Source organism: Limimaricola hongkongensis DSM 17492, assembly GCF_000600975.2.
GTDB lineage: Bacteria > Pseudomonadota > Alphaproteobacteria > Rhodobacterales > Rhodobacteraceae > Limimaricola > Limimaricola hongkongensis.
The window spans coordinates 179,017-197,529 of the sequence record NZ_KK088652.1; the positions used below are offsets into that span (position 1 = coordinate 179,017).

General features: G+C 66.5%; 27 protein-coding genes. All 27 read left to right on the top strand.

What is annotated here, in order from left to right; all coding sequences use genetic code 11:
* Positions 1–3 precede the first annotated feature (3 nt).
* The 27 genes from LOKHON_RS09115 to LOKHON_RS09235 all read left to right on the top strand — a co-directional run bounded on the left by LOKHON_RS09115 (position 4) and on the right by LOKHON_RS09235 (position 18,483).
* On the top strand, positions 4–384 hold the full coding sequence (locus LOKHON_RS09115) for a VRR-NUC domain-containing protein (RefSeq protein ID WP_017928658.1): 381 nt from the start codon (positions 4–6) through the stop codon (positions 382–384).
* Entirely contained in the window at positions 381–1,367 is a 987-nt protein-coding gene (locus tag LOKHON_RS09120; RefSeq protein WP_017928657.1) for a DUF1376 domain-containing protein, read from the top strand. Before LOKHON_RS09115 ends, LOKHON_RS09120 begins: the two co-directional genes overlap by 4 nt.
* Positions 1,291–1,917 (top strand): hypothetical protein, encoded by a 627-nt coding sequence (locus LOKHON_RS09125; protein ID WP_026147497.1) that lies wholly within the window; start codon positions 1,291–1,293, stop codon positions 1,915–1,917. The genes LOKHON_RS09120 and LOKHON_RS09125 overlap by 77 nt, the downstream gene beginning before the upstream one ends.
* Entirely contained in the window at positions 1,914–2,369 is a 456-nt protein-coding gene (locus LOKHON_RS09130; protein ID WP_017928655.1) for a helix-turn-helix domain-containing protein, read from the top strand. The genes LOKHON_RS09125 and LOKHON_RS09130 overlap by 4 nt, the downstream gene beginning before the upstream one ends.
* Positions 2,366–3,061, top strand: coding sequence for a hypothetical protein (locus LOKHON_RS09135; protein WP_017928654.1), 696 nt, complete (start codon positions 2,366–2,368; stop codon positions 3,059–3,061). Before LOKHON_RS09130 ends, LOKHON_RS09135 begins: the two co-directional genes overlap by 4 nt.
* Positions 3,058–3,219 (top strand): hypothetical protein, encoded by a 162-nt coding sequence (locus tag LOKHON_RS16155; RefSeq protein ID WP_162561781.1) that lies wholly within the window; start codon positions 3,058–3,060, stop codon positions 3,217–3,219. The genes LOKHON_RS09135 and LOKHON_RS16155 overlap by 4 nt, the downstream gene beginning before the upstream one ends.
* Positions 3,216–3,527 (top strand): hypothetical protein, encoded by a 312-nt coding sequence (locus tag LOKHON_RS09140; protein ID WP_162561782.1) that lies wholly within the window; start codon positions 3,216–3,218, stop codon positions 3,525–3,527. Before LOKHON_RS16155 ends, LOKHON_RS09140 begins: the two co-directional genes overlap by 4 nt.
* A complete protein-coding gene (locus LOKHON_RS09145; RefSeq protein WP_017928652.1) occupies positions 3,524–3,781 on the top strand; it encodes a hypothetical protein in 258 nt (85 codons plus the stop codon). The genes LOKHON_RS09140 and LOKHON_RS09145 overlap by 4 nt, the downstream gene beginning before the upstream one ends.
* Positions 3,782–3,884: 103 nt before the next feature.
* Complete coding sequence (locus tag LOKHON_RS09150; protein ID WP_245631450.1) at positions 3,885–4,706, top strand: hypothetical protein; 822 nt, start codon at positions 3,885–3,887, stop codon at positions 4,704–4,706.
* A gap of 1,215 nt (positions 4,707–5,921) precedes the next feature.
* The gene (locus LOKHON_RS09155; RefSeq protein ID WP_017928650.1) at positions 5,922–6,545 is read left to right on the top strand and encodes a hypothetical protein; all 624 of its coding nucleotides are present in this window, start codon (positions 5,922–5,924) and stop codon (positions 6,543–6,545) included.
* A gap of 206 nt (positions 6,546–6,751) precedes the next feature.
* Complete coding sequence (locus tag LOKHON_RS09160) at positions 6,752–7,339, top strand: MerR family transcriptional regulator (RefSeq protein ID WP_017928649.1); 588 nt, start codon at positions 6,752–6,754, stop codon at positions 7,337–7,339.
* Entirely contained in the window at positions 7,242–9,164 is a 1,923-nt protein-coding gene (locus LOKHON_RS09165; protein WP_064483976.1) for a phage terminase large subunit family protein, read from the top strand. The genes LOKHON_RS09160 and LOKHON_RS09165 overlap by 98 nt, the downstream gene beginning before the upstream one ends.
* Positions 9,161–9,358 carry a hypothetical protein gene (locus LOKHON_RS09170; protein WP_017928647.1) on the top strand — a complete coding sequence of 66 codons (198 nt, stop codon included), beginning with the start codon at positions 9,161–9,163 and terminating at the stop codon, positions 9,356–9,358. Before LOKHON_RS09165 ends, LOKHON_RS09170 begins: the two co-directional genes overlap by 4 nt.
* Entirely contained in the window at positions 9,358–11,013 is a 1,656-nt protein-coding gene (locus LOKHON_RS09175; RefSeq protein ID WP_017928646.1) for a phage portal protein, read from the top strand. Before LOKHON_RS09170 ends, LOKHON_RS09175 begins: the two co-directional genes overlap by 1 nt.
* Positions 11,003–11,239 carry a gpW family head-tail joining protein gene (gene gpW / locus LOKHON_RS09180; RefSeq protein ID WP_017928645.1) on the top strand — a complete coding sequence of 79 codons (237 nt, stop codon included), beginning with the start codon at positions 11,003–11,005 and terminating at the stop codon, positions 11,237–11,239. The genes LOKHON_RS09175 and gpW overlap by 11 nt, the downstream gene beginning before the upstream one ends.
* A gap of 10 nt (positions 11,240–11,249) precedes the next feature.
* Positions 11,250–12,536: a S49 family peptidase gene (locus LOKHON_RS09185; RefSeq protein WP_017928644.1), complete on the top strand. Its 1,287-nt coding sequence runs from the start codon at positions 11,250–11,252 to the stop codon at positions 12,534–12,536.
* Between the two features lie 12 nt (positions 12,537–12,548).
* Complete coding sequence (locus tag LOKHON_RS09190) at positions 12,549–12,929, top strand: head decoration protein (RefSeq protein WP_017928643.1); 381 nt, start codon at positions 12,549–12,551, stop codon at positions 12,927–12,929.
* A 24-nt stretch (positions 12,930–12,953) separates the two neighbouring features.
* Positions 12,954–13,964 (top strand): major capsid protein, encoded by a 1,011-nt coding sequence (locus LOKHON_RS09195; RefSeq protein ID WP_026147494.1) that lies wholly within the window; start codon positions 12,954–12,956, stop codon positions 13,962–13,964.
* Positions 13,964–14,314 (top strand): hypothetical protein, encoded by a 351-nt coding sequence (locus tag LOKHON_RS09200; RefSeq protein WP_017928641.1) that lies wholly within the window; start codon positions 13,964–13,966, stop codon positions 14,312–14,314. Before LOKHON_RS09195 ends, LOKHON_RS09200 begins: the two co-directional genes overlap by 1 nt.
* Before the next feature lie 48 nt (positions 14,315–14,362).
* Positions 14,363–14,734, top strand: a complete 372-nt coding sequence (locus LOKHON_RS09205) for a hypothetical protein (RefSeq protein WP_017928640.1) — start codon at positions 14,363–14,365, stop codon at positions 14,732–14,734.
* Positions 14,731–15,504, top strand: a complete 774-nt coding sequence (locus tag LOKHON_RS09210; RefSeq protein WP_017928639.1) for a hypothetical protein — start codon at positions 14,731–14,733, stop codon at positions 15,502–15,504. The genes LOKHON_RS09205 and LOKHON_RS09210 overlap by 4 nt, the downstream gene beginning before the upstream one ends.
* Entirely contained in the window at positions 15,497–16,033 is a 537-nt protein-coding gene (locus LOKHON_RS09215; RefSeq protein WP_017928638.1) for a phage baseplate assembly protein V, read from the top strand. The genes LOKHON_RS09210 and LOKHON_RS09215 overlap by 8 nt, the downstream gene beginning before the upstream one ends.
* A gap of 10 nt (positions 16,034–16,043) precedes the next feature.
* Positions 16,044–16,211 (top strand): hypothetical protein, encoded by a 168-nt coding sequence (locus LOKHON_RS16160; protein WP_017928637.1) that lies wholly within the window; start codon positions 16,044–16,046, stop codon positions 16,209–16,211.
* Entirely contained in the window at positions 16,211–16,534 is a 324-nt protein-coding gene (locus LOKHON_RS09220; RefSeq protein WP_017928636.1) for a GPW/gp25 family protein, read from the top strand. The genes LOKHON_RS16160 and LOKHON_RS09220 overlap by 1 nt, the downstream gene beginning before the upstream one ends.
* Positions 16,531–17,436, top strand: coding sequence for a baseplate assembly protein (locus LOKHON_RS09225; RefSeq protein ID WP_017928635.1), 906 nt, complete (start codon positions 16,531–16,533; stop codon positions 17,434–17,436). Before LOKHON_RS09220 ends, LOKHON_RS09225 begins: the two co-directional genes overlap by 4 nt.
* Positions 17,429–17,986, top strand: coding sequence for a phage tail protein I (locus LOKHON_RS09230; protein WP_017928634.1), 558 nt, complete (start codon positions 17,429–17,431; stop codon positions 17,984–17,986). The genes LOKHON_RS09225 and LOKHON_RS09230 overlap by 8 nt, the downstream gene beginning before the upstream one ends.
* Positions 17,986–18,483, top strand: a complete 498-nt coding sequence (locus LOKHON_RS09235) for a gp53-like domain-containing protein (RefSeq protein ID WP_017928633.1) — start codon at positions 17,986–17,988, stop codon at positions 18,481–18,483. Before LOKHON_RS09230 ends, LOKHON_RS09235 begins: the two co-directional genes overlap by 1 nt.
* Positions 18,484–18,513: the final 30 nt, after the last annotated feature.

Consider the following 18,513-nt stretch of genomic DNA (forward strand, 5'->3'; position numbering starts at 1 on the left):
GCAATGAGCGCCGCACCCAAGATCAAAGCCAAGCCGGTTGATCGTGAGGGACCCGTGCATTGCGCGATCCTCGCCTACCTGCGCGCGGCACTGCCGGGCGCGGTGATCCACCACAGCCCGAACGAGACGAAGTGGCGCTCCCAGCGTGCCATGCAGACCGTGCAGAAGGCCAAGCGGATGGGCACCCTCGCGGGTTTTCCCGACCTGCTCGTCATCTGGTGCGGCTCTGTGTGGGCGATCGAGGTCAAGGCGCCGGGAAACCACCCCACAGCTGAGCAGCGCGCCGTAGGCGCTGACATCGAAGCCATGGGCGGCCGTTGGGGGGTCGCGCGCTCTGTAGATGAAGCAGCGGCTCTGGTCCGCAGCTGGAAGGAGCAGGAATGACCGACTTCAACGCCCAGCGTGCCCGCGCCAAGCGTCCGTGCCCCCTTTGGGTCGATGCCTTCCAGCGAGACACCCAGCATCTCGCCGCCGACGAGGTCGGGGCCTACATGTTGATCTTGATGGCCATGTGGACGCGGGAGAGCTGTGACTTTCCCGACGACGACAAACGTCTGGCCCGCGTCTCGCGCGTTTCGCCCCGGCTCTGGGGCAGCCGGATCGGTCCGACCCTCCGCGAGTTCTTCACCGTCAGCGACGGCACCCTGATCTCCAAGCGGTTGCGCCAAGAGGCGGCATTCGTAGAGGAGGGATCGCGCAAGCAGAGTGACCGAAAATCTGGCGCTTCACCAAAAAGCAGCACTTACGCGAAACCTGAGGGAACGCAACTTGCGCCCGAGGAAAACGGCGAGAAATCAGATAAGTCATTGAAAAGAAAAGAACCGAATCAATCCACGGATATCACCGTGGATACATCCGGGGATCAACCTACCCAACAACCCAATAACCCAACAGTAGATGGTGGTGGTAGTAGCGCGGGCGATCAGGCGAGCGAGCCGTCCGAGGTCACCACCATCCGGGAGCAGTTCCTCGAGGCCATCGGCGTGGATCCCGTCTCGGGCATCATCGGCCCGAGCGGCTGCCAGATCGGCACCGAGATCGACATGGCCATCGCCAGGCGCTGGTCGACCGATCTGGGCCTGACGCTCGACCAAATGCTGACCGTCATCGCCGAGACGATGGCCCGCAAGCCGGACGGCCCCCCGAACAGCTTCAAGTTCTTCGACAAGCCGATGGCGCGCTTCGCCGGAGAACTCCGCCGCCTCGCCGCCGAACCCCTCAACCCCACCGACACCCCCAAGCGCACGAAAGGCCACAGCCATGACCGGAACGGAACTTTCGACCAACGCCATGACGAATACCTCCGTCGCCTTGCCGCGGGCGAAATCGACCGAGGACCTGATCCGAGCGACCCGTGGGCGCGCTGAGGCCGCCGAGATCCAGCGCCGCGCTCGCGTCACGCTAGGCTTCCACTACAAGCCCGAGCGTTCCGACGCTGAGTTTGCCCGGACGCTCGAAGGCTTCGCCCGCGCCCTGAGCGACCTCCCGGGCTGGGCGGTGCAGGGGGGCTTCGATGACGCTGACCGCACCATCGCCCGCCGCCCGTCTCCTGCCGAGGTGCGCATGCTGGCGCAGCGCCGCCTTCAGCCGATCACCGACGAGCTGGCCCGGCGCCGCAAGGCGCAGGAGGAGCGGGAGGCAGAACAGCGCGCTCAGCGAGAGGGGCGTTGCAGCGCCGAGGAAGCCGCCCGAATCCTCGCATCGAAAGGCTTCACGCCCAAGCGCTTCGGTCAGGTCGCCACGCGCCCCATGGCAGCCAGCGTCGAGGAACTCGATATCGATGCCGGCGCCGCGCCGCAGCCGCACTGGTCGCAGACCGTGGCCTATGACAGCCCAGAGATGGAGGCGTTGCGCGCCGCCCGGAAGGCGAACCCGCTGATGCGGGCAGGCATGGGGCAGGGGGAGGGCTCGGCTTGACCTACCACACGCCCGTCACCGCCCAGCGCGTCGATCCCTTGGCCGCCCAGCGCCGGGACCCGATCGCAAGCATCATCGCCGCCTGTGCTGCAGAATGGGGCGTTTCCGACGCCGCCATCCGAGGCAACAGCCGCAAGCCCAGCGCGGTCCGCCCGCGCCACGCCGCGATCTGGATCGCCAAGCAGATCACGGGCCGCTCGACCACCGAACTGGGAGAGGCGTTCGTGCGGGATCACACCAGCATCTTGCATGCGCTGGGTCGCGTCGATCAGGCCGATCCTGAAACACGCGCAGCCATTGCCCGGGTGCGCGAACGCCTTGATCCCGTGATCAGTACCAGCCGCATGCAGGCCGAGACCATGGACCGCTCGCAGATCGCCGCGCTGGGCGAAGCGAACCGCATGGCCGCCGCCCAGCGCGAGGGGACGCCGGCACAAGGGGACGGCCAATGAGCCGCCAGCTGACCGACGCCGAATGGCTTGCCGCGCTCGACAAGGGGTGGACCTCGCTCGAAGCCGCCGAGAACCTCGGGCGTAACCGCAACACCTGCCAGCGCAACGCCAAGCGCCTTGGCCGCAAATGGCACGACCCGACCCCGGCCATCACCGCAGAACGGATGAAGAACCCGGAGTTGCGGAAGAAGGTTCTCGATGCGCTGCGCGCCAGTCGCGACAAGATCGCTGCGGGCAACGTGCGCCGCTGGGGCTTCGATCGCCTGTCTCCCGGTGAGCTGGCTGAGTACCGCTACCTGACCCGTATCAAGCGGGTCTCCCGTGCCGAGGCTCTCCGCATGATCGGCCGCTTGGACATCCTGCGCCCCGTGCCTCGGACCCGCGCCCAGCGCATCCAGGTCGAAACCGCGCTGGGCGCACAGATGCGGGCCTTCCTGAAGGCAGAGGGCATCCACAAGCCGAAGCTGCCGCCTGACCTGCGGGATCAGGACGGGCCGCGGGCAAAGCGCCGGAGCGCGGTGCATCGCATGGTGATCGACCAGCCGGGCATCCTGTCGCGTGAAATCGCCGTCGCGCTGGGCTGCTCGCCCGACACTGTCGACAACGACCTCGCCTGGCTTCGCAACCGCCGCGTCATCGCTCGGGCTGAAGCGGGCGGGCATGAAGCGGTTCAGCAGGAGATGGCAGCGTGACCTATCGCGAAGAGCATGACGACTGGGATCGGGGTGACGCGGCGCCGATTACGCCGCCGGATCCGGAGCGCGGCATCTGCCCGAGCTGCGGGATGTGGGCGTTCAAGGACGGCCGCCATTCGCGGGCTGATGAAGCGACTGGGAGGGAGCGGGAATGAACGGGCACAATGGAATGGGCATAATGGCTGCGATGATGGTTGGCATGCAGGCAATCGCTCGCAAGGAAGCCATCGATCCCGATAGCCTGACGCCAGAAGAGATCGAGGCGATTGAGGCTCGCGAGGCAGCGTCCGCGGCAAGGCGCGAGAGGGAGGCGCGCCTCCGGGCCGAATACAAGGCCCTTCAGCTCGACGCCCCGCTCTCAGCGAAAGCGCAAGCCGAACTTTGGGAGCGCCAGCGCGAGAAGCAGCAGGCCAAGAGCAAGGCAACCGCGCAGCGGCGCCGAATGGGAGGTGGCCGCCCATGACCGGGCACGATCAAGACACGCCCACCGCCGATGCGGTCTGGGGCGCGTTCTGTTGCCATCAGGTCGCCCCGAAGCGGCTCCGCGCCACCCGCGACGTGCTGAGCAGCCTTCGCGCTGAGGTTGGCGCGTCAAGCTACTTCGGGGATCAGGCTTCGGCTCTGGACGCACCCGAAGGCCGCCGGTTCATGAGCATGGCGGTCGAAGAGGTGCCCGATGGTGACGCCGGTCCGCGAGGCTGGGAGATCGACGCCTAGGAATGTGACGAAGCACCGACGCGGGTCGAGGCCGCGCCGGTGAAAATACCCGAGCAGCAACGACATGCCGGCGCAGGCCGGTCACGACGAGGGAAAGAGCAGAATGGCTGACAGGATCACGGCAACCGAGCGGCGCTTGATCGACGATTGGCTCGAGCATAGGCCGCAGCGCGAGGTAAAGCCGACTCCGACACGCCCCCGGGCCGTCTATCCGGATCGTATCTGGCGCGGGCCTACCCCGAAGCTTCGGCCCGATGCCCGGCGGACCAAGCTCGGACCGATGCCCGTGCAGGCGGCGCTGGAATGGGCGTTTCGTCGCGAGGCGGCGCAGCTGGAGCTGCCGGAGCGCCGGTCGATCGAGGAGCGCGGTTCTGGCTTCGGGATGGAGTATGTTCTGATGGAGCGCGCGCGCCTGGGCGGCGTGCAGATCGATACCTCGATCGGCAGCAGCGAACCGCACGATGACGCAGAGACCATCGCCGCCATCGTGTCGAACCTTCCGGGCGACCTCGGAGGGCTGCGGCAGGCAATCCGCGTCTCCGAGCTGGCCCGCGCCGGGCTAGAGCCGAACTGGATGCCGGGCGCGGTGCCGCGCTGGCAGCCGATGGAGTGGCGCCGCGACAGAGCGCCCGGTTTCGAAGAGGGTAAGGCGGAGGTCTGCGGCCACTGGGTTGAGCATTTCGAGGTGGCGCATCCGAAGAACCCGGCCAAGGCGATCCGCCGTTCGCGCCGCCATGAGCTGCGGTGGGTGCCCTGCCATCTGCACCCGACGCCCGGCGCGATTGCGCGGGCCCGGGCCAACTACCAGGACTGGTGGTTCTCGTTGAGCCACATCCGCCGTTCGCTCAAGGCGTGCGGTATGCTGCGCGAGGTGTCGATCACGGATGCGATGCCGAGTATGCAGCCGTGGGGAGATGCAGAGTGATAGGGCGCCATCACTGATGCTGAGCGCCTAGGGCGCCTAGCAGAGCTGAGCACGCCGAAAAGGTTCTGGGCGTGGCTGTCTTGGTGCATATTCGGGATCTGAAGAACGGAGAACCTCATGATCTATGACGGGCATCAGAATTTCACCTGCGAGCACTGCGGCGTGGAGCATCGAGTGCCATACAAAGATTTCCCTATGCGCGATAAGGGGGCGAACGCCTGCTTGTCCTGCGGGAAGCAATTGCATCGATGGAATGGAAGTCGGGATTACTTTGAACCAGAACTCCTCAAGCCAAAATGAGGAATGATGACATGAAGTGGCGGATAGCAGGAACGGTTGGTGGTGGTCTGCTTGGACTGATTCTTGGTGATGGAACCGGTATTGTCGGGGGCGTCTTCGGCGGTATTGCGGGTGCGTCCGTCTTCATGTTTATCGGGGCGATCTGGGGATTTAGCGCTGGCCCTGACCTTGCAAGACAAGTTGATCGCTGGCGGCCTAAATAGGAGCGCCAAGGGTGCATGATTCTCTCGAATGGGCGTCGATCGGGTTTGGGGCCATCTCAGCCGCCCTCTGGGCCTGGGCGGCCTTCAACCGGGTGCCGCGGCTGTCGGTCCCCTATGGCGGTATATTCCGGGACGATCACCCGTGGGTAGTGGCGACTGAAAGGGTCGCGCGGCTGTCCCGATGGGCATCGGCCGTAACGGCCTTGGCCGTGGCCTGTCAGACGGCGGCCGCTATTGCCGAAAAGATCTCGGGCTGAGCGCGGCCATGACCCAGCTGGCCGCGATGGAATGCCGCTGCGGGCATCACGCGATTCTAACGGTCGCCGATGTGCCCGACCCCGAGGTAACAGTTGCCGAGGTAGTCGCCCGTGCCCGCTGCGCTGCTTGCGATCGGGCAGGGGCAGTAAAGCACAGCCGTATCGTATACGCCCTGAAAGGCGAGAGTGCGGCGCGATGGTAAGGCCGGGGAACAAAATGTTTGACAGAATACGATTTCCTTGACAGTTTGCGGTTAACCGAATTGCGCCCGGGGCATAGAAGCCGCCGGGCGTTTTACGTTTCGCAAGGCCCGGGCCTTTCCCGAGGAGCCGCCCGTCACCCTCTGACCAACTGCACCAGCGCCGCGGGGCGTCAACGGTCGCCGGGCCCACTTGCGAAGGTGGCGTGAACGACCGATGGGCAGGGGCGGGCACAAGACATCAAGGGGTGCGCGATGGACATCAAGCTCACCTACGACGAGACCGGCAACCACATCCGCTTCGAGCAGGCGGTCGAGAAGCTGGGCGATCGGAAGAAGGCGCATGACGCATTCCGGCGCGGGATCAACCACACGGGCGACAAGGCATGGACGAAGGTCCGCAGGTCGCTCGCAAAGCAAATGGGTTTGAGCCTTCGGGATCTGGACCGCCACGGAAAGCTGCGTCGATACCGCGCCAACTACGGCCAAAGCAAATCCGAGCCGGATCAGTCCGGACTCGAATACCGGATCACATCAACGGGGCGGGCCATCCCGCTGAAGTATTTCAAGGCGAAGCAGTTCAAGGGCGGCGTGAAGGCCAGCCCATGGGGTAATCGCCGCCTATATCCCGGGCTTTTCATCAACGCGGGCACATATAAGAGCGGCAAGTTCGTCGGGGGCGGGCATGTCTTCCGCAACAGCGGGGCATTCAGCCAGAGGTCCGGGCGGGAAAACTTGCCGAAGATGGGCTACGGCCCGGCAGCCCGTCAGGAGATGGTCAAGGACCAGAGCCGCCAAGCCTTTGCCGACGTCGCGCTCGAGCTCGGGCCGCGCATCGAGCACGAGGTGTTGAGGCTGACGGATGGGGTCGTAGGGTAACGGCAGGTGTGGCAGATCGGACACGGTTAGGGGCGGTGTGGCTGGGAGGCAACACCGCCCCCCCAGGAAAGGGACCGTGCCCCGGCTAAAAAAACAGGCGGTGGCGCAGCAGCCCGAGATATGGCTAGTTTTTGAAATCTCAAATCCGGGTCAACTTCGGTAACCCCCAGTAAAACAAGGGGCCGGTGAGAAGGGGCGCGAAGCCGATGCCATCAGCCGTCGATCACCCGCTCGTCAGCCAGACCCTGATCGCCGGAATTTGTGGCGTCACGACCGACACGATCCGCGCTTGGGAACGCAAGGGCTGCCCGGTCGAGCGCAAGGGCCGCAAGGGCGTTGCTGCCAAATACCGGCCAGCCGATGTGATCCGCTGGCGCGAAGAGCAGGCCGCGCTTGCGGCGTCTGGCAACCTCGCGGCGATGGACATGAAGGAGGCGCAGCGCCGCAAGGTGGCCGCCGAAGCCGCGACCGCTGAGCTGAACCTCGCAAAAGCGAAAGGCGAGGTCGTCGCGATCGACCTGGTCGGCCGCGAGGTCGGAGCCGCTCTCGCCGCGTGCCGGGCCCGGTTGATGTCGATCGGCGCTTCGGTCGCGCCGAAGGTTGATCTCGCGCCCGACACCGCCGCGGTCAAGGAGATGATCGACGACGCGATCTATGAGGCTCTCGATGAGATCAGCGGCGTCACATTTGAATTCGGTGCCGACCCAGAAGAAGGCGATCCGCAGGATGCTGCGGGACCTTCTGACGGCGACGATGACGCCGCCGCCGAAGCTGACGCTCAGCGAATGGGCTGACGAGAACCGAGTCCTCTCTGCTGAAAGCTCCGCCGAGCGGGGCCGGTGGCGAACCAGCCGCGCCGAGTTCCAGCGCGGCATCATGGACGCGATCACCGATCCGAAGGCGCACACGGTGGTGGTGCGCAAGCCCGCCCAGGTAGGCTGGACTGAAATCATCAATAATGTGGTCGGCTACTTCGTTGACCGCGACCCGGCCTCGATTCTGATCATGCAGCCGACCGTGAAAATGGCGGAGACGTGGTCGAAGAAGCGGCTCACGCCGATGCTGCGGGACACGCCCTGCCTGCGGGGCAAGATCAAGGACGCCAAGTCGCGCGACAGCGACAACACGATCCTCGAGAAGGGCTTCCCCGGCGGCTATATGGCCATCGTGGGAGCCAACACGCCGAACGATCTGGCCTCGCGCCCGATCCGGGTGGTGCTGGCCGACGAGGTCGACAAGTACCCGGCCAGCGCCGGTGACTTCGGCGACCCCCTCGCGCTCGCATCTTCGCGGCAGGCGACCTTCTGGAACCGTAAGACGCTGGTCGGCTCGACGCCGGGCGACATGCGGCTCTCGACGGTGGAGCGCAAGTTTCAGGAGGGCGACCAGCGGCATTACCATGTGCCATGCCCGCATTGCGGGCATCGGCAGGTGCTGCGCTGGGAGCAGGTCGTCTGGGATAAGGACGAGACGGGGCACAAGCCGGAAACGGCGCACTATGCCTGCGAGGCACCGGACTGCGGCACGCTGTGGTCCGACGCCGAACGGTGGCGCGCGATCGCGAAGGGCGAATGGATCGCGACGAAGCCGTTCAAGGGCACTGCGAGCTTTGCGGTCTCGGGCTTTATGAGCCCATGGCTGACGCTCGAGGGGATCGTCTCAAAGTTCCTTGCGGCGAAGGATTTCCCGCACGCGCTGCGGCAGTGGGTCAACGAGGTGAAGGGCGAGGCATGGGAGGAGCGCGGCGAGGCGGCAGATGCCGACGCTCTGGCATCCCGTCTCGAAGCCTATGACGGCGACACGCTGCCAGATTGGGTGCGCCTGGTCACCGCCGGCGCCGACACGCAGGACGACCGCCTTGAGGTGACCTACACCGCGTGGGGCGACGGCGAAGAGGCCTGGGTGATCCGACACGATGTGCTGCCGGGCAACACGGCGGAGCTGGCGGTCTGGGACGATCTCGACCGGGCACTGCGCGACAGCGTCTTCACGATTGAGGGCGGGCGCAAGCTGAAGGTCAGAGCGGCCTGCATCGATAGCGGCGGCCACCGTGGCGCCATGGTGCTGAGCTTCGCGCGGGCGCGGGCCAGCCGGAAGATCTACGCCACGAAGGGCGTGGGTAACGATCACCGCGGCTCCAAACCCATCTGGGGAAAGGCGCTGCTCAAGACGAAGAACGCGGGCGACCGGCTCTGGGCCGTGGGCGTCGATACCGGCAAGGACGATCTCGCGGCGCGGCTGCGGATCGTGCCCGGCGAGGGACCGACCCCGAAGGCGGTCCACTTCCCGGCAACGGGGCTTTCGGCGGATTACTTCGAGCAGCTGACCGCCGAGCAGGCGGTGATGCAGGTGAACCAGGACGGTCGCAAAGTGCGGCGCTGGAAGTTGAAGCAGGGGCAGGAGCGCAACGAAGCGCTCGACTGCTTCATCCTGAGCCACGCGGCGATGCTCTCGCTTCCCGTACGGCTGGTGAAGGCGCCGCGGCGCACGGGTGTTCCGGTCGAAGACGCGACAGCAGAACACGAAGAGGTGGCCGTAGAGGCCGCCGAAGAACAGGCGACCCCGGTCGCGCAACCGAAACTCCGCCGCCGGCGCGCAAAATGGAAGGGGTACTCATGACGCATCAGCATTCATGGCCCTTCGACGGTCCGGCGATCGATGGACCGGCGGTGGGGGATCGCCTGATTTCCATGAGCCCGGCCTATGTCTGGTCCGCTCCGCTGACCCTTTGGCAGAAGCTGCGCCGGAAGTGGGCCACCCGCCACGTCTATACATTTGACGACGGCGTGTGGCGTCTGAAGGGCGAGTCCTGATGGCGATTCTTGACATGTTTCGCCGCTCGACTGCGCCCGCCGCGCCCAAGACCAGCGCGCCGCGCGCGGTGACGCCGCAGGCCCGCTACATGGGCCATGACCGCACGGGCGTTCTGTCGATGCGCCGCGCCGTGACTCGCGATGTGAAGCTCGACGTGCGCGAGGCCGCGAACCGGTCGTTCGGCTTGGCCTTCGACTTCCTGCAGAACAGTGGCTGGATCAGCGGCGCGGCCGACCAGATCATCGCCGACATGATCGGCGCCGAACTGAAGCTCAACGCCAAGCCGGACCTCAAGGGTCTGGGCTATGAAGAGAAGGAACGCGCCGACTGGTGCCGCCTCGTCGAGAAGGAATGGCGCCGCTGGTCGTGGACCCCGTGGGAATGCGACCTCGAAGGCAAAGCGACGGTTGGCGAGATGCTCGATGGCGCGGCGCGCTACTACCTCGCCGGCGGCGAAGCGCTGGCCGTGCTCGATTTCATGGGCCGTGCCGACCGCCGCCGCTATGGCATCCAGACCGGCACGAAGGTGCGCCTCGTCTCGCCGCATCGGCTGACGCAGCACACCAGCCCCATGGAGGGCTGGGACCAGGGCATCTATCACGACGCGACGGGTCGCCCGACGCATTACCGATTTCGCCGCGCGTCTTCAGGCCTCGACGTCGATGCCGACATTCCGGCTCGCGACGGCGTGCTGATGCGTGTCCTGCACGTCATGGATCGCGGCGCGACCCCGAACAGCCCTCGCGGCATTTCACCCATGGCGCCGGCGTTCCGGACCATCGCGCAGTCGGATCAACTGGCCGACGCGACCCTGACCACGGCTCTGCTACAGACCGCGTTCGCGGCGACGATCCAAAGCCCCGAGCCGAGCGAGGTTGCCTTTCAGGCGCTGCAACAGTTGCATGACCTCGAAGAGAACGATCCCGAGCAGTTCGAGGGTGCATCCGACCTGGCCGGCGACCTGTTCACCGTCTGGGAACAGCGCCTCGATGCGTTGAAGTCGAAGGCGCTCTCGATCGGTGGCGATGCCAGTCAGGTGAACCACCTCGGACCGGGCGAAAATCTGCAGCTGCATGGCGCGGTGACGCCGGGCCCGCAGTATCTGCCCTTCCAGCAGAACCTGTTGCGCGAGATGGCGCGCTGCCTGGGCGTGACGTTCGAGAACCTGACGATGGATCACTCCAACGCCAGCTATTCGAGCACCCGCATGGCGACGGCCTCGATCTGGCCGATCACCGTTCGGCGCCGCGAGCGCATCATCGCGCCGCTGGCGCAGGGCATCTACGAGGCATGGCTCGACGAGGCCATCGGCACCGGGCGCATTCCGATCAAGGGCGGCTACGCGGCCTTCGCGGCAAACCGCGACAAGGTCGTCGACAGCGAATGGCGTGGCCCGCCGCGCCCCAGCGCCGACCCCTACAAGGACGCGCTCGCCAACAAGCTCCGGCTGGAGCAGGGATCGACCACGCTGCAACAGATCTGCGCCGAGCAGGGCGACGACTGGGAAGAGACGGTCGACCAGATCGCGATCGAGGCCGCCCGCATGCGCGCCGCGGGCATTACACCGCCGTTCGGGCGCATGTCGGGCGGCGAGGGTGCCGGGCCGCAGGGCGCGGCAGCGGAAGGCCGGAGGGAGCCGAGCAATGGCGACTGACTATTGCGCCGAATTGGCCGACCTGAAGCGTGTCCGCCGTGAGCTGATTACCGGGCAGGCCGTAAGCGAAACCCGCTTTGGCGAGGACATGGTGAAGTTCACGCGCGCGGACATGAACCGCCTCGACCAGCTCATCGCTGAAGCCGACACCCAATGCACCATCCAGAGCGGTGGCAAGCCGAAGCGCCGCCGTTACGCGATGGGTGCGCGGTTCCGGCCCTACTGAGGAAATCGACATGCGAGCACTCGATGCCGCCCTGGGTACGCCCTGGGCGATCCAGAGCCATGCGCTTGAGCAGCTGCTGACCATCGCAGCGCGCCAGCACGAGGTGACGCCGGAGGCGCTGGAGAAATACCGCGCCGAAGCGATGGATCGGGCGGAGACGATGGAGCGCCGCGGCAACGTGGCGATCCTGAATGTGACCGGACCGCTGTTTCGCCGCGCCAACATGTTCACCGCCTTCTCGGGCGCGTCGAGCTACGACGTGATGCGCCGCGATCTTCAGGTCGCGATCGAGGATCGGGACATCAAGTCCATCCTGCTCAACATCGACAGCCCCGGTGGCCATGCGAACGGCGTAGGCGAACTGGCCAAGGCGATCTCCGACAGCCCGAAGCCGGTGGTGGCCTATGTCGGTAGCACCGCTGCCTCCGCCGCCTACTGGCTCGCCAGCGCCGCGCGGCAGATCATCGTCGATGACGCGGCAGTCTTGGGGTCGATCGGCGCGATCATCGGCCTATCGGACAGCTCAGAAGCTGAAAAGGCGAAGGGCATCCGGCGGTTCGACTTCGTGTCGAGCCAGTCGCCCCTGAAGAACGCCGACCCGGCCACGGAAGACGGGGCCTCCGAATACCAGCGCATCGCTGACCAGACGGCGGCGGTCTTCATCGAGGCTGTGGCCCGGCACCGCAACACCACCGCCGAAGCCGTGGCCGAGGGCTACGGACGCGGCGGCGTGCTGATCGGGGCCGACGCCGTTGCGGCTGGCATGGCCGACAGCATCGGCACGTTCGAAGACACGCTCGCGCGCCTGGCGAAGGACGAGACCTTCCCGCGCGCCCCGAAGAATCCGCGCGCATCGGCGCAGATCAAGCCCAAGGCATCCGCCGGGGCATCCACAGCTCAGAACGGAGGTCTCCCCATGAGCGAAGCACCCACGGCGGATCGCAACCCCGCCACCCCGCCCGTCGACAACGGCGCGGCGATCGAAGCCGCCCGCAAGGACGCCGCGGCATCCGCCGTCAAGGCCGACCGCGAGCGCCGCGCCGCAATCATGGCGCTGCCCGAAGCCAAGGGCCGCGAAGGCCTTGCCGAGCATCTCTACGCCTCGACCGAGATGGGCGTCGACGAGATCAAGGCGACCCTTTCCGCCGCGCCCGAGGCCAAGACCGAAGTCCCGGCCGAGGATGCCTACGAGCAGACCCGTCTGGATGGCCGGGGCCTCGGCGGCGCGCCGACGGCCAGCAAAGAGCAACCGAAGATCGACGCGCGCGGCATCTACGCCTCGCGTCGTGCCGGGTAAGGAGACATCCCCGTGGAAAACAAGATCGACACCGCCCGCAACCTCGGCTGCGTCCTGTCCGAAGCTGAATTCGGCCGCTCGCGCGACGAGGTGACCATCGCCTCCGGCGAAGGCGTCCTTCAGCCCGGCACCGTGCTGGGCAAGGTGACGGCCTCGGGAAAGTTCGTCGCTTCGCCCAATGGGTCGGTGGTTGGCAAGGAAGGCGCCGAAACGGCGGTCGCCGTGCTGGCATACCGGGTCGACGCCGCCAGCGCCGACGCTCAGGCCGTGGTCATCTCGCGCGCCGCGCAGGTGAAGGGTCCGGAACTGGCCTACGAGGCCAGCGTGAACGACGCCACCAAGACCGCCACGAAAGCCGATCAGCTCGCCGCTGTCGGCGTGATCGTGCGCTGACGCATCTGAAAAGGAGTACCTGACATGCCCGGTATGGACGTGTTCAATGACGATGCGTTTTCGCTCGTCAGCCTGACCGCCGCGATCAACGCGGAAAAGTATCGCCCCGGCCAGATCGGCGCGACCGGCATCTTCAACGAAGATGGCGTCACCACCACCACCGTCTTCGTCGAGCGCCGCGACGGCGTCCTCGGCCTCGTCGAACCCACCGAGCGCGGCGGCCCCGGTGAAACCACCGGCGACGATGGCCGCGAGGCCGTGCCGTTCCGTGTCCCGCACTACCAGCGCGACGACGCGGTGCTCGCCGACGAGGTGCAGAACGTGCGCGCCTTCGGTTCGGAGCAGGAACTGGAAACGGTGGCAGGGCGCGTGAATCGCAAACTGGCTCGCCACGGTCAGGATCTGCAGATGACCCTCGAGCATCAGCGCGTCGGCGCGATCAAGGGCATCGTGACCTCGAAGGGCGGCGTCATCCTCGAAAACCTCTACACCCGCTTCGGCATCGCGACCCCCGCGGCCGTTTCGCTGGAGCTGGACGTCGAGACCACCGACGTCGGCAGCGTCGTGGATGGGGTGCGCCACTCGATCGAGGACTCGCTCGACGCGGCCTATGATGGCATGCACGCCTTCGCCGGTCGCGATCTCCATTCCGCGCTCTGGCGCCATAAGAGCGTGAAGGAGACGCTTCTGAGCCATGCCGGTGCGGTTCAGCTTCGCATGGCCGTGCCGGATGTTTTCGAGTTCGGCGGCATCACCTGGGAGCGCTACCGCACCGGCGCCTCCGCTTCGACCGACGCTGGCGGCGCCTACATCGCGCCGAACGAAGCGCGCGTCGTTCCGGTGGGCGTGCCCGACCTGTTCATCACCCGGTTCGCCCCGGCGGACTACGAGGACACGGTGAACACCGAAGGGCTCCCGCTCTACGCCCGGCAGTATGCCATGCAGAACGGCAAAGGCCGCCACCTCGAGGCGCAGATGAACGCGATCTCCATCTGCACCCGCCCCGAAACCCTTCGCCGCCTTACGCTGACCTGATGGCCGGCTATGTGATGCGCAGCACGGTCATCGTCCCGAAGACGGTGGCCGAGCTGGAGGGCGGGCAGACGGTTGCGAAGGGAAGCGCCGTCACCCTGCCGGAGTCCTACGGGGATCACCTCGTCGCCGAGAAGCTCGCGCGCCGCGACGACGATGCGGTTACCAATCAGGCCGATCGCGACCGCGCCGACATGATTGGCGAGATCATCGAGATGCTCGGCGACGACGAGTTCACCAAGGGCGGGAAACCTGACGTCGAAGCGATCAACAAGGCTCTGCCCGAAGACGCGGACCCCGTGACCGCCGCCGAACGCGATAGCGTCTGGGCGGCGATGGAAGCCGCGGACTGACCAGACCGGGCCGGGTTCGCCCGGCCCATCTCCAAGAAGGAGAGCGCCATGCCCGCCGCATTCCACGAGTATCGAGACCGCGCCGTCGCCACCGTCGATCGCGTGATGGCGGAGGGCATCGCCTTCTACTTCATGCGTGGCGGGGTCACCGATCCCGACCGCGACAACGTGACCATCCGCGCCGATCTGCGCGTCGGCACCGGCGACAACGCCATCGACACCCGCAGCCGCAACTGGGCGCAACGGATCGCCGCCGGGAAGGCGCAGCTGCACGTCGATCGCGCCACCAATCCGCGCCTGACCGTTCGCAAGGGCGACCGTATCCGCGCCATCGAGCGCGTGGGTCAGCCGTTCTTCGAGGTTCTGCGCGCCGATGACCGCGCTCATGGGCGCCTCGTTCTGGAACTGGGGGAAATATGAGCTTCGCCCGCTTCGCCCTGCGCGCCAGCGCCGTTCGCGCGCTGCGCGGCGCCACGCTGGTCGGCGATAACGTTCGCGACAGCGATTTCGGCGCGATCGACATCGCGGGCGATGGCAGCCTTCGCACCGATCAAGACCGGCCCTTTGTGCTCGTCTATACCGACGACGGCGAGGCGACCGAGACCGACCTTCGCAGTCTGCGTCAGAACGGCGCCGTCGATTTCGTGTGCGAGTTCGGCATCGCCGCTGCGATGACAGTGCTCGACGAGGAGACCGGCGCGAGCCACATCGCGGGCATCAGCATGCCGCCGACCGATGCGAACTTCGAGCTGACGCTCGACATGATCGACCGGCAAATTGTCGCGGCGCTGACCGGGCAGGGCGTATGGGCCGAGATCTGGCGCCGCCTGAGCCTGTCGGTGACCAAGATCGAGCGCCGCCGCGCCGCGGCCTCCGACGAGGGCATGCGGCTCGCCGCGCGCCAGATGCGAGTGCGGCTGGACCTGCTGCCGGACCCGGTCGCGGGCCAGCCAATGGCGCCCGGCGCCGTCTGGGCAGATTTCGTGGCGGCCATCACTGCTGAGGACGCGGTGCTTGGCGATGTCGCCGCGAGCTTCCTCGGGGGCCAGGATACCGCACTGACATATGACATGCTGCGCGCCGGGCGCGGGCATACCGAGGCCGAGGGGCGCGCGCTGGGATACGGCCCGTTCCACCCCGGCCACCCCGAATACCTGATCACCGATCCCCGGATCGAAACCGATGTCTGATCTGTCGAGCGTCATCACCCGGCTGGCACGGCAGATCGAGGATCAGAACCGCCGCGCGCGGGGCCGGTCCCGCGAGGGCAAGGTCGTTGCCGTTGACGAAGCCAAGGGCCTCTATCGCGTCCAGATCGGGCGCGAGGGGTCCGGGTTGATTTCGCCGTGGATGCCGGTCGAAGCGCTGTCGAGCGGCACGCTGAGCATCCAGGCTGAGCCGGTCATGGGCCAGCTGGTCAAGGTGACGAGCGAGAGCGGCGACATGACGGACGCGGTGATCGCGCTGTCGAGCTTCGGCGCCGGGAACACGCGGCCACACGACAAGGCGGGCGAGCTGAAGGTCTCGATCGACGGAAAGACCACGATCATCGGCACCGCCGACGACCTGAAGTTCGCGAGCAATGGATCGTCGATCACCATTTCCGCCGCCGGCATCGCCGCGACCGGACCCGCGCTGACGCATGACGGCGTGAACATAGGCAAGACCCACACCCACACCCATGGCGGATCGGCTGGCACGACCAGCGCGCCCAGCTGAGGAGGCTGACATGCAAGACACCAGCTACACCGTGAAGATCGAGGGCTTCATCCTCGGCAAGTTCCGCAAGAAGGGCACGACCATCGACCTGCTGCCATCTCAGGCGACCACCTTTTTGCGCGAGGGCCGGATCGTGCCCAAGGCCGCGCCGAAGCCGCAGGCGAAAGCCAAGGACTGATGGACCGCAACGACGGTCAGCCCCTCAAGGGCTGGCCCCACGTTCAGCAGAGCATCGCCGTGATCCTGATGACCCCGATCGGGTCACGGGTCATGCGGCGCGACTTCGGCTCCGAAGTGCCGCTGCTGATCGACCGGCCCATGACCTCGCAGGTCGTACTGGCGCTCTATGCCGCTGTGGCCGATGCGCTGGCGCGCTGGGAGCCGCGGTTTCGCCTGGTCGGAGTCCAGATGGCTCAACCGACAGCCTCGGGCGCCATCACGATCCGGGTGCGCGGTGAATATCAAGGCGACATCGTCGATACGGACGTGGAGATGACATGACCCGCTTTTCCATCGACATCTCCAAGCTTCCTTTCCCGGGCATCATCGAAAGCCTCGACTACGAGGAAATCCTCGCAGGGCTGAAGATCGAGCTCGAGGCGCGCTACCCGTTGCACGATCTTGAAAGCGACCCCATCGTCGCGCTTCTCGAGGTCGTCGCCTACTACCGACTGATCGACCGCGCGCGCATCAACGATGCCGCCAAGGCTGTGTTCATCGCCTATGCTTCTGGTGCGGATCTCGACAACCTCGGGGCGTTCTTCGGAGCCGAGCGGATCACGATCACCCCGGAGGACACCACCGCCACCCCGCCGGTCGCGGCGGTGATGGAGACCGACGACGATTTCCGCGCCCGGATTTTGCTGGCGCTCGAAGCGCAGAGCACGGCGGGGCCGCGCGGTGCCTACCTCTATCACGCGCTCTCGGCGGACAGCCGGGTCCTCGACGCCGCCGTGATCGGTCCGGGCGACAGCTTTGTCACGCCGCCCCCGGCAGGGCAGGTCGATGTCTACGTTCTTGGCCGCGACGGCAGCACCCCCGCCGATCTTCTCGACGTGGTCCGCGATGCGCTGAACGACGAGGAGGTGCGCCCGTTGTGCGACACCGTCACCGTCTCGGCGGCCTCTTTGGTCGACTACGCGATCGACGCCACGCTGACCTTCTACAAGGGGCCTGATCAGGCGGTGGTGCTCGCCGCCGCGCAGGATGCGGTCGAGACCTATGTCACGGCCCGGTTTCGCCTTGGGCAGGACGTGACACGCTCCGGCATTTTTGCCGCCCTGCATCAGCCGGGCGTCCAGAACGTCACTCTGACGGCGCCCGCAGCGAACATCGTGATTGCGGCCAACGAGGCGCCCCGCGCCACGATGATCACCCTGACCAACGGTGGCGTCGATGCCTGACAGCCTGCTGCCGCCGAACGCCACGCCGCTTGAAGAAGCGATCGAGGAAACGATCGCCAAGCCGCTGCCGATCTACAACCAGACGCTCTGGCGGCCTGATGAGTGCCCCGAGGCGCTGCTGCCTTGGCTCGCGCATTCGCTTTCCGTCGATGCCTGGGACTCGAACTGGCCTGAGCAGACCAAGCGCGACGTTGTGCGGTCCTCGCCGGAGGTTCACCGCCACAAGGGCACGCTGTCATCGATCCGCGCCATCCTCGCGGCGGCGGGCTACGGCGCGGCGACGATCACCGAAGGCTTCGGCGGGCATCAGCACGACGGATCGATCTCCTACGACGGCGCTCAGACGCATGTCGTTTCCGATAGCTGGGCCGAATACCGGGTCTATCTGCCGCGCCCGATCACCGCAGCCCAAGCCGCCGAGGTCCGGCGCCTTCTCAGGGCCGCAGCGCCAGCGCGCTGCAAGCTCAAGGCCCTCTACTTCACCGAGGTCGCGCACACCTACAACGCCGCGATCTCCCATGACGGCACATTCACCTATGGAGCGGCTTGATGGCGAACCTTCCCGAAACGGGCGCATGGCCCGCAGGCATCTACCAGCTTGAGACGACCGATCCCGTCGTCGGCGGCCCCCCGGACGTCGGCACCGGCGCCGGCAAGTCGAACATCCCGCTGATGCAGCTTGCGATCCGCACGTTCCTGAATCGTCAGGACATCAACAAGGCATTGACGACCGAAAATTCTCCTCGACTGCTGGCAACGAGCGGACATCAGCAGCTTGGCGAGGGCGGCCTGATCTTTCAGTGGGGGCGCGGCTCGATCTATGCCGCCGACGCTCCGGCGGGCGGTACCTATTTGACTTTCCCCAAAGCATTCCCGACCGCATGCTTTGCCGTGATCCCGGTGGATTACCGTGCTGCGGCCACGCAGACCCAGGCACAGTACGTCTCGGGCGGCGTCTACACGAAGGACGGGTTTCGCGCGATCGCGGTCAACCGATCGGGCAACGACAGCGACACAAGCCTCACCTACGTAGCCCTCGGCTACTGAGGCCATCACCCGGGCCCCGCGCCCATCCCC

Bases quoted from the DNA above. Each gene is read 5' to 3' on its own strand.
- LOKHON_RS09115 (WP_017928658.1), top strand. From the start codon at position 4: ATGAGCGCCGCACCCAAGATCAAAGCCAAGCCGGTTGATCGTGAGGGA.
- LOKHON_RS09120 (WP_017928657.1), top strand. From the start codon at position 381: ATGACCGACTTCAACGCCCAGCGTGCCCGCGCCAAGCGTCCGTGCCCC.
- LOKHON_RS09125 (WP_026147497.1), top strand. From the start codon at position 1,291: ATGACGAATACCTCCGTCGCCTTGCCGCGGGCGAAATCGACCGAGGAC.
- LOKHON_RS09135 (WP_017928654.1), top strand. From the start codon at position 2,366: ATGAGCCGCCAGCTGACCGACGCCGAATGGCTTGCCGCGCTCGACAAG.
- LOKHON_RS09140 (WP_162561782.1), top strand. From the start codon at position 3,216: ATGAACGGGCACAATGGAATGGGCATAATGGCTGCGATGATGGTTGGC.
- LOKHON_RS09145 (WP_017928652.1), top strand. From the start codon at position 3,524: ATGACCGGGCACGATCAAGACACGCCCACCGCCGATGCGGTCTGGGGC.
- LOKHON_RS09150 (WP_245631450.1), top strand. From the start codon at position 3,885: ATGGCTGACAGGATCACGGCAACCGAGCGGCGCTTGATCGACGATTGG.
- LOKHON_RS09155 (WP_017928650.1), top strand. From the start codon at position 5,922: ATGGACATCAAGCTCACCTACGACGAGACCGGCAACCACATCCGCTTC.
- LOKHON_RS09160 (WP_017928649.1), top strand. From the start codon at position 6,752: ATGCCATCAGCCGTCGATCACCCGCTCGTCAGCCAGACCCTGATCGCC.
- LOKHON_RS09170 (WP_017928647.1), top strand. From the start codon at position 9,161: ATGACGCATCAGCATTCATGGCCCTTCGACGGTCCGGCGATCGATGGA.
- LOKHON_RS09175 (WP_017928646.1), top strand. From the start codon at position 9,358: ATGGCGATTCTTGACATGTTTCGCCGCTCGACTGCGCCCGCCGCGCCC.
- gpW (WP_017928645.1), top strand. From the start codon at position 11,003: ATGGCGACTGACTATTGCGCCGAATTGGCCGACCTGAAGCGTGTCCGC.
- LOKHON_RS09185 (WP_017928644.1), top strand. From the start codon at position 11,250: ATGCGAGCACTCGATGCCGCCCTGGGTACGCCCTGGGCGATCCAGAGC.
- LOKHON_RS09195 (WP_026147494.1), top strand. From the start codon at position 12,954: ATGCCCGGTATGGACGTGTTCAATGACGATGCGTTTTCGCTCGTCAGC.
- LOKHON_RS09200 (WP_017928641.1), top strand. From the start codon at position 13,964: ATGGCCGGCTATGTGATGCGCAGCACGGTCATCGTCCCGAAGACGGTG.
- LOKHON_RS09205 (WP_017928640.1), top strand. From the start codon at position 14,363: ATGCCCGCCGCATTCCACGAGTATCGAGACCGCGCCGTCGCCACCGTC.
- LOKHON_RS09210 (WP_017928639.1), top strand. From the start codon at position 14,731: ATGAGCTTCGCCCGCTTCGCCCTGCGCGCCAGCGCCGTTCGCGCGCTG.
- LOKHON_RS09215 (WP_017928638.1), top strand. From the start codon at position 15,497: ATGTCTGATCTGTCGAGCGTCATCACCCGGCTGGCACGGCAGATCGAG.
- LOKHON_RS16160 (WP_017928637.1), top strand. From the start codon at position 16,044: ATGCAAGACACCAGCTACACCGTGAAGATCGAGGGCTTCATCCTCGGC.
- LOKHON_RS09220 (WP_017928636.1), top strand. From the start codon at position 16,211: ATGGACCGCAACGACGGTCAGCCCCTCAAGGGCTGGCCCCACGTTCAG.
- LOKHON_RS09225 (WP_017928635.1), top strand. From the start codon at position 16,531: ATGACCCGCTTTTCCATCGACATCTCCAAGCTTCCTTTCCCGGGCATC.
- LOKHON_RS09230 (WP_017928634.1), top strand. From the start codon at position 17,429: ATGCCTGACAGCCTGCTGCCGCCGAACGCCACGCCGCTTGAAGAAGCG.
- LOKHON_RS09235 (WP_017928633.1), top strand. From the start codon at position 17,986: ATGGCGAACCTTCCCGAAACGGGCGCATGGCCCGCAGGCATCTACCAG.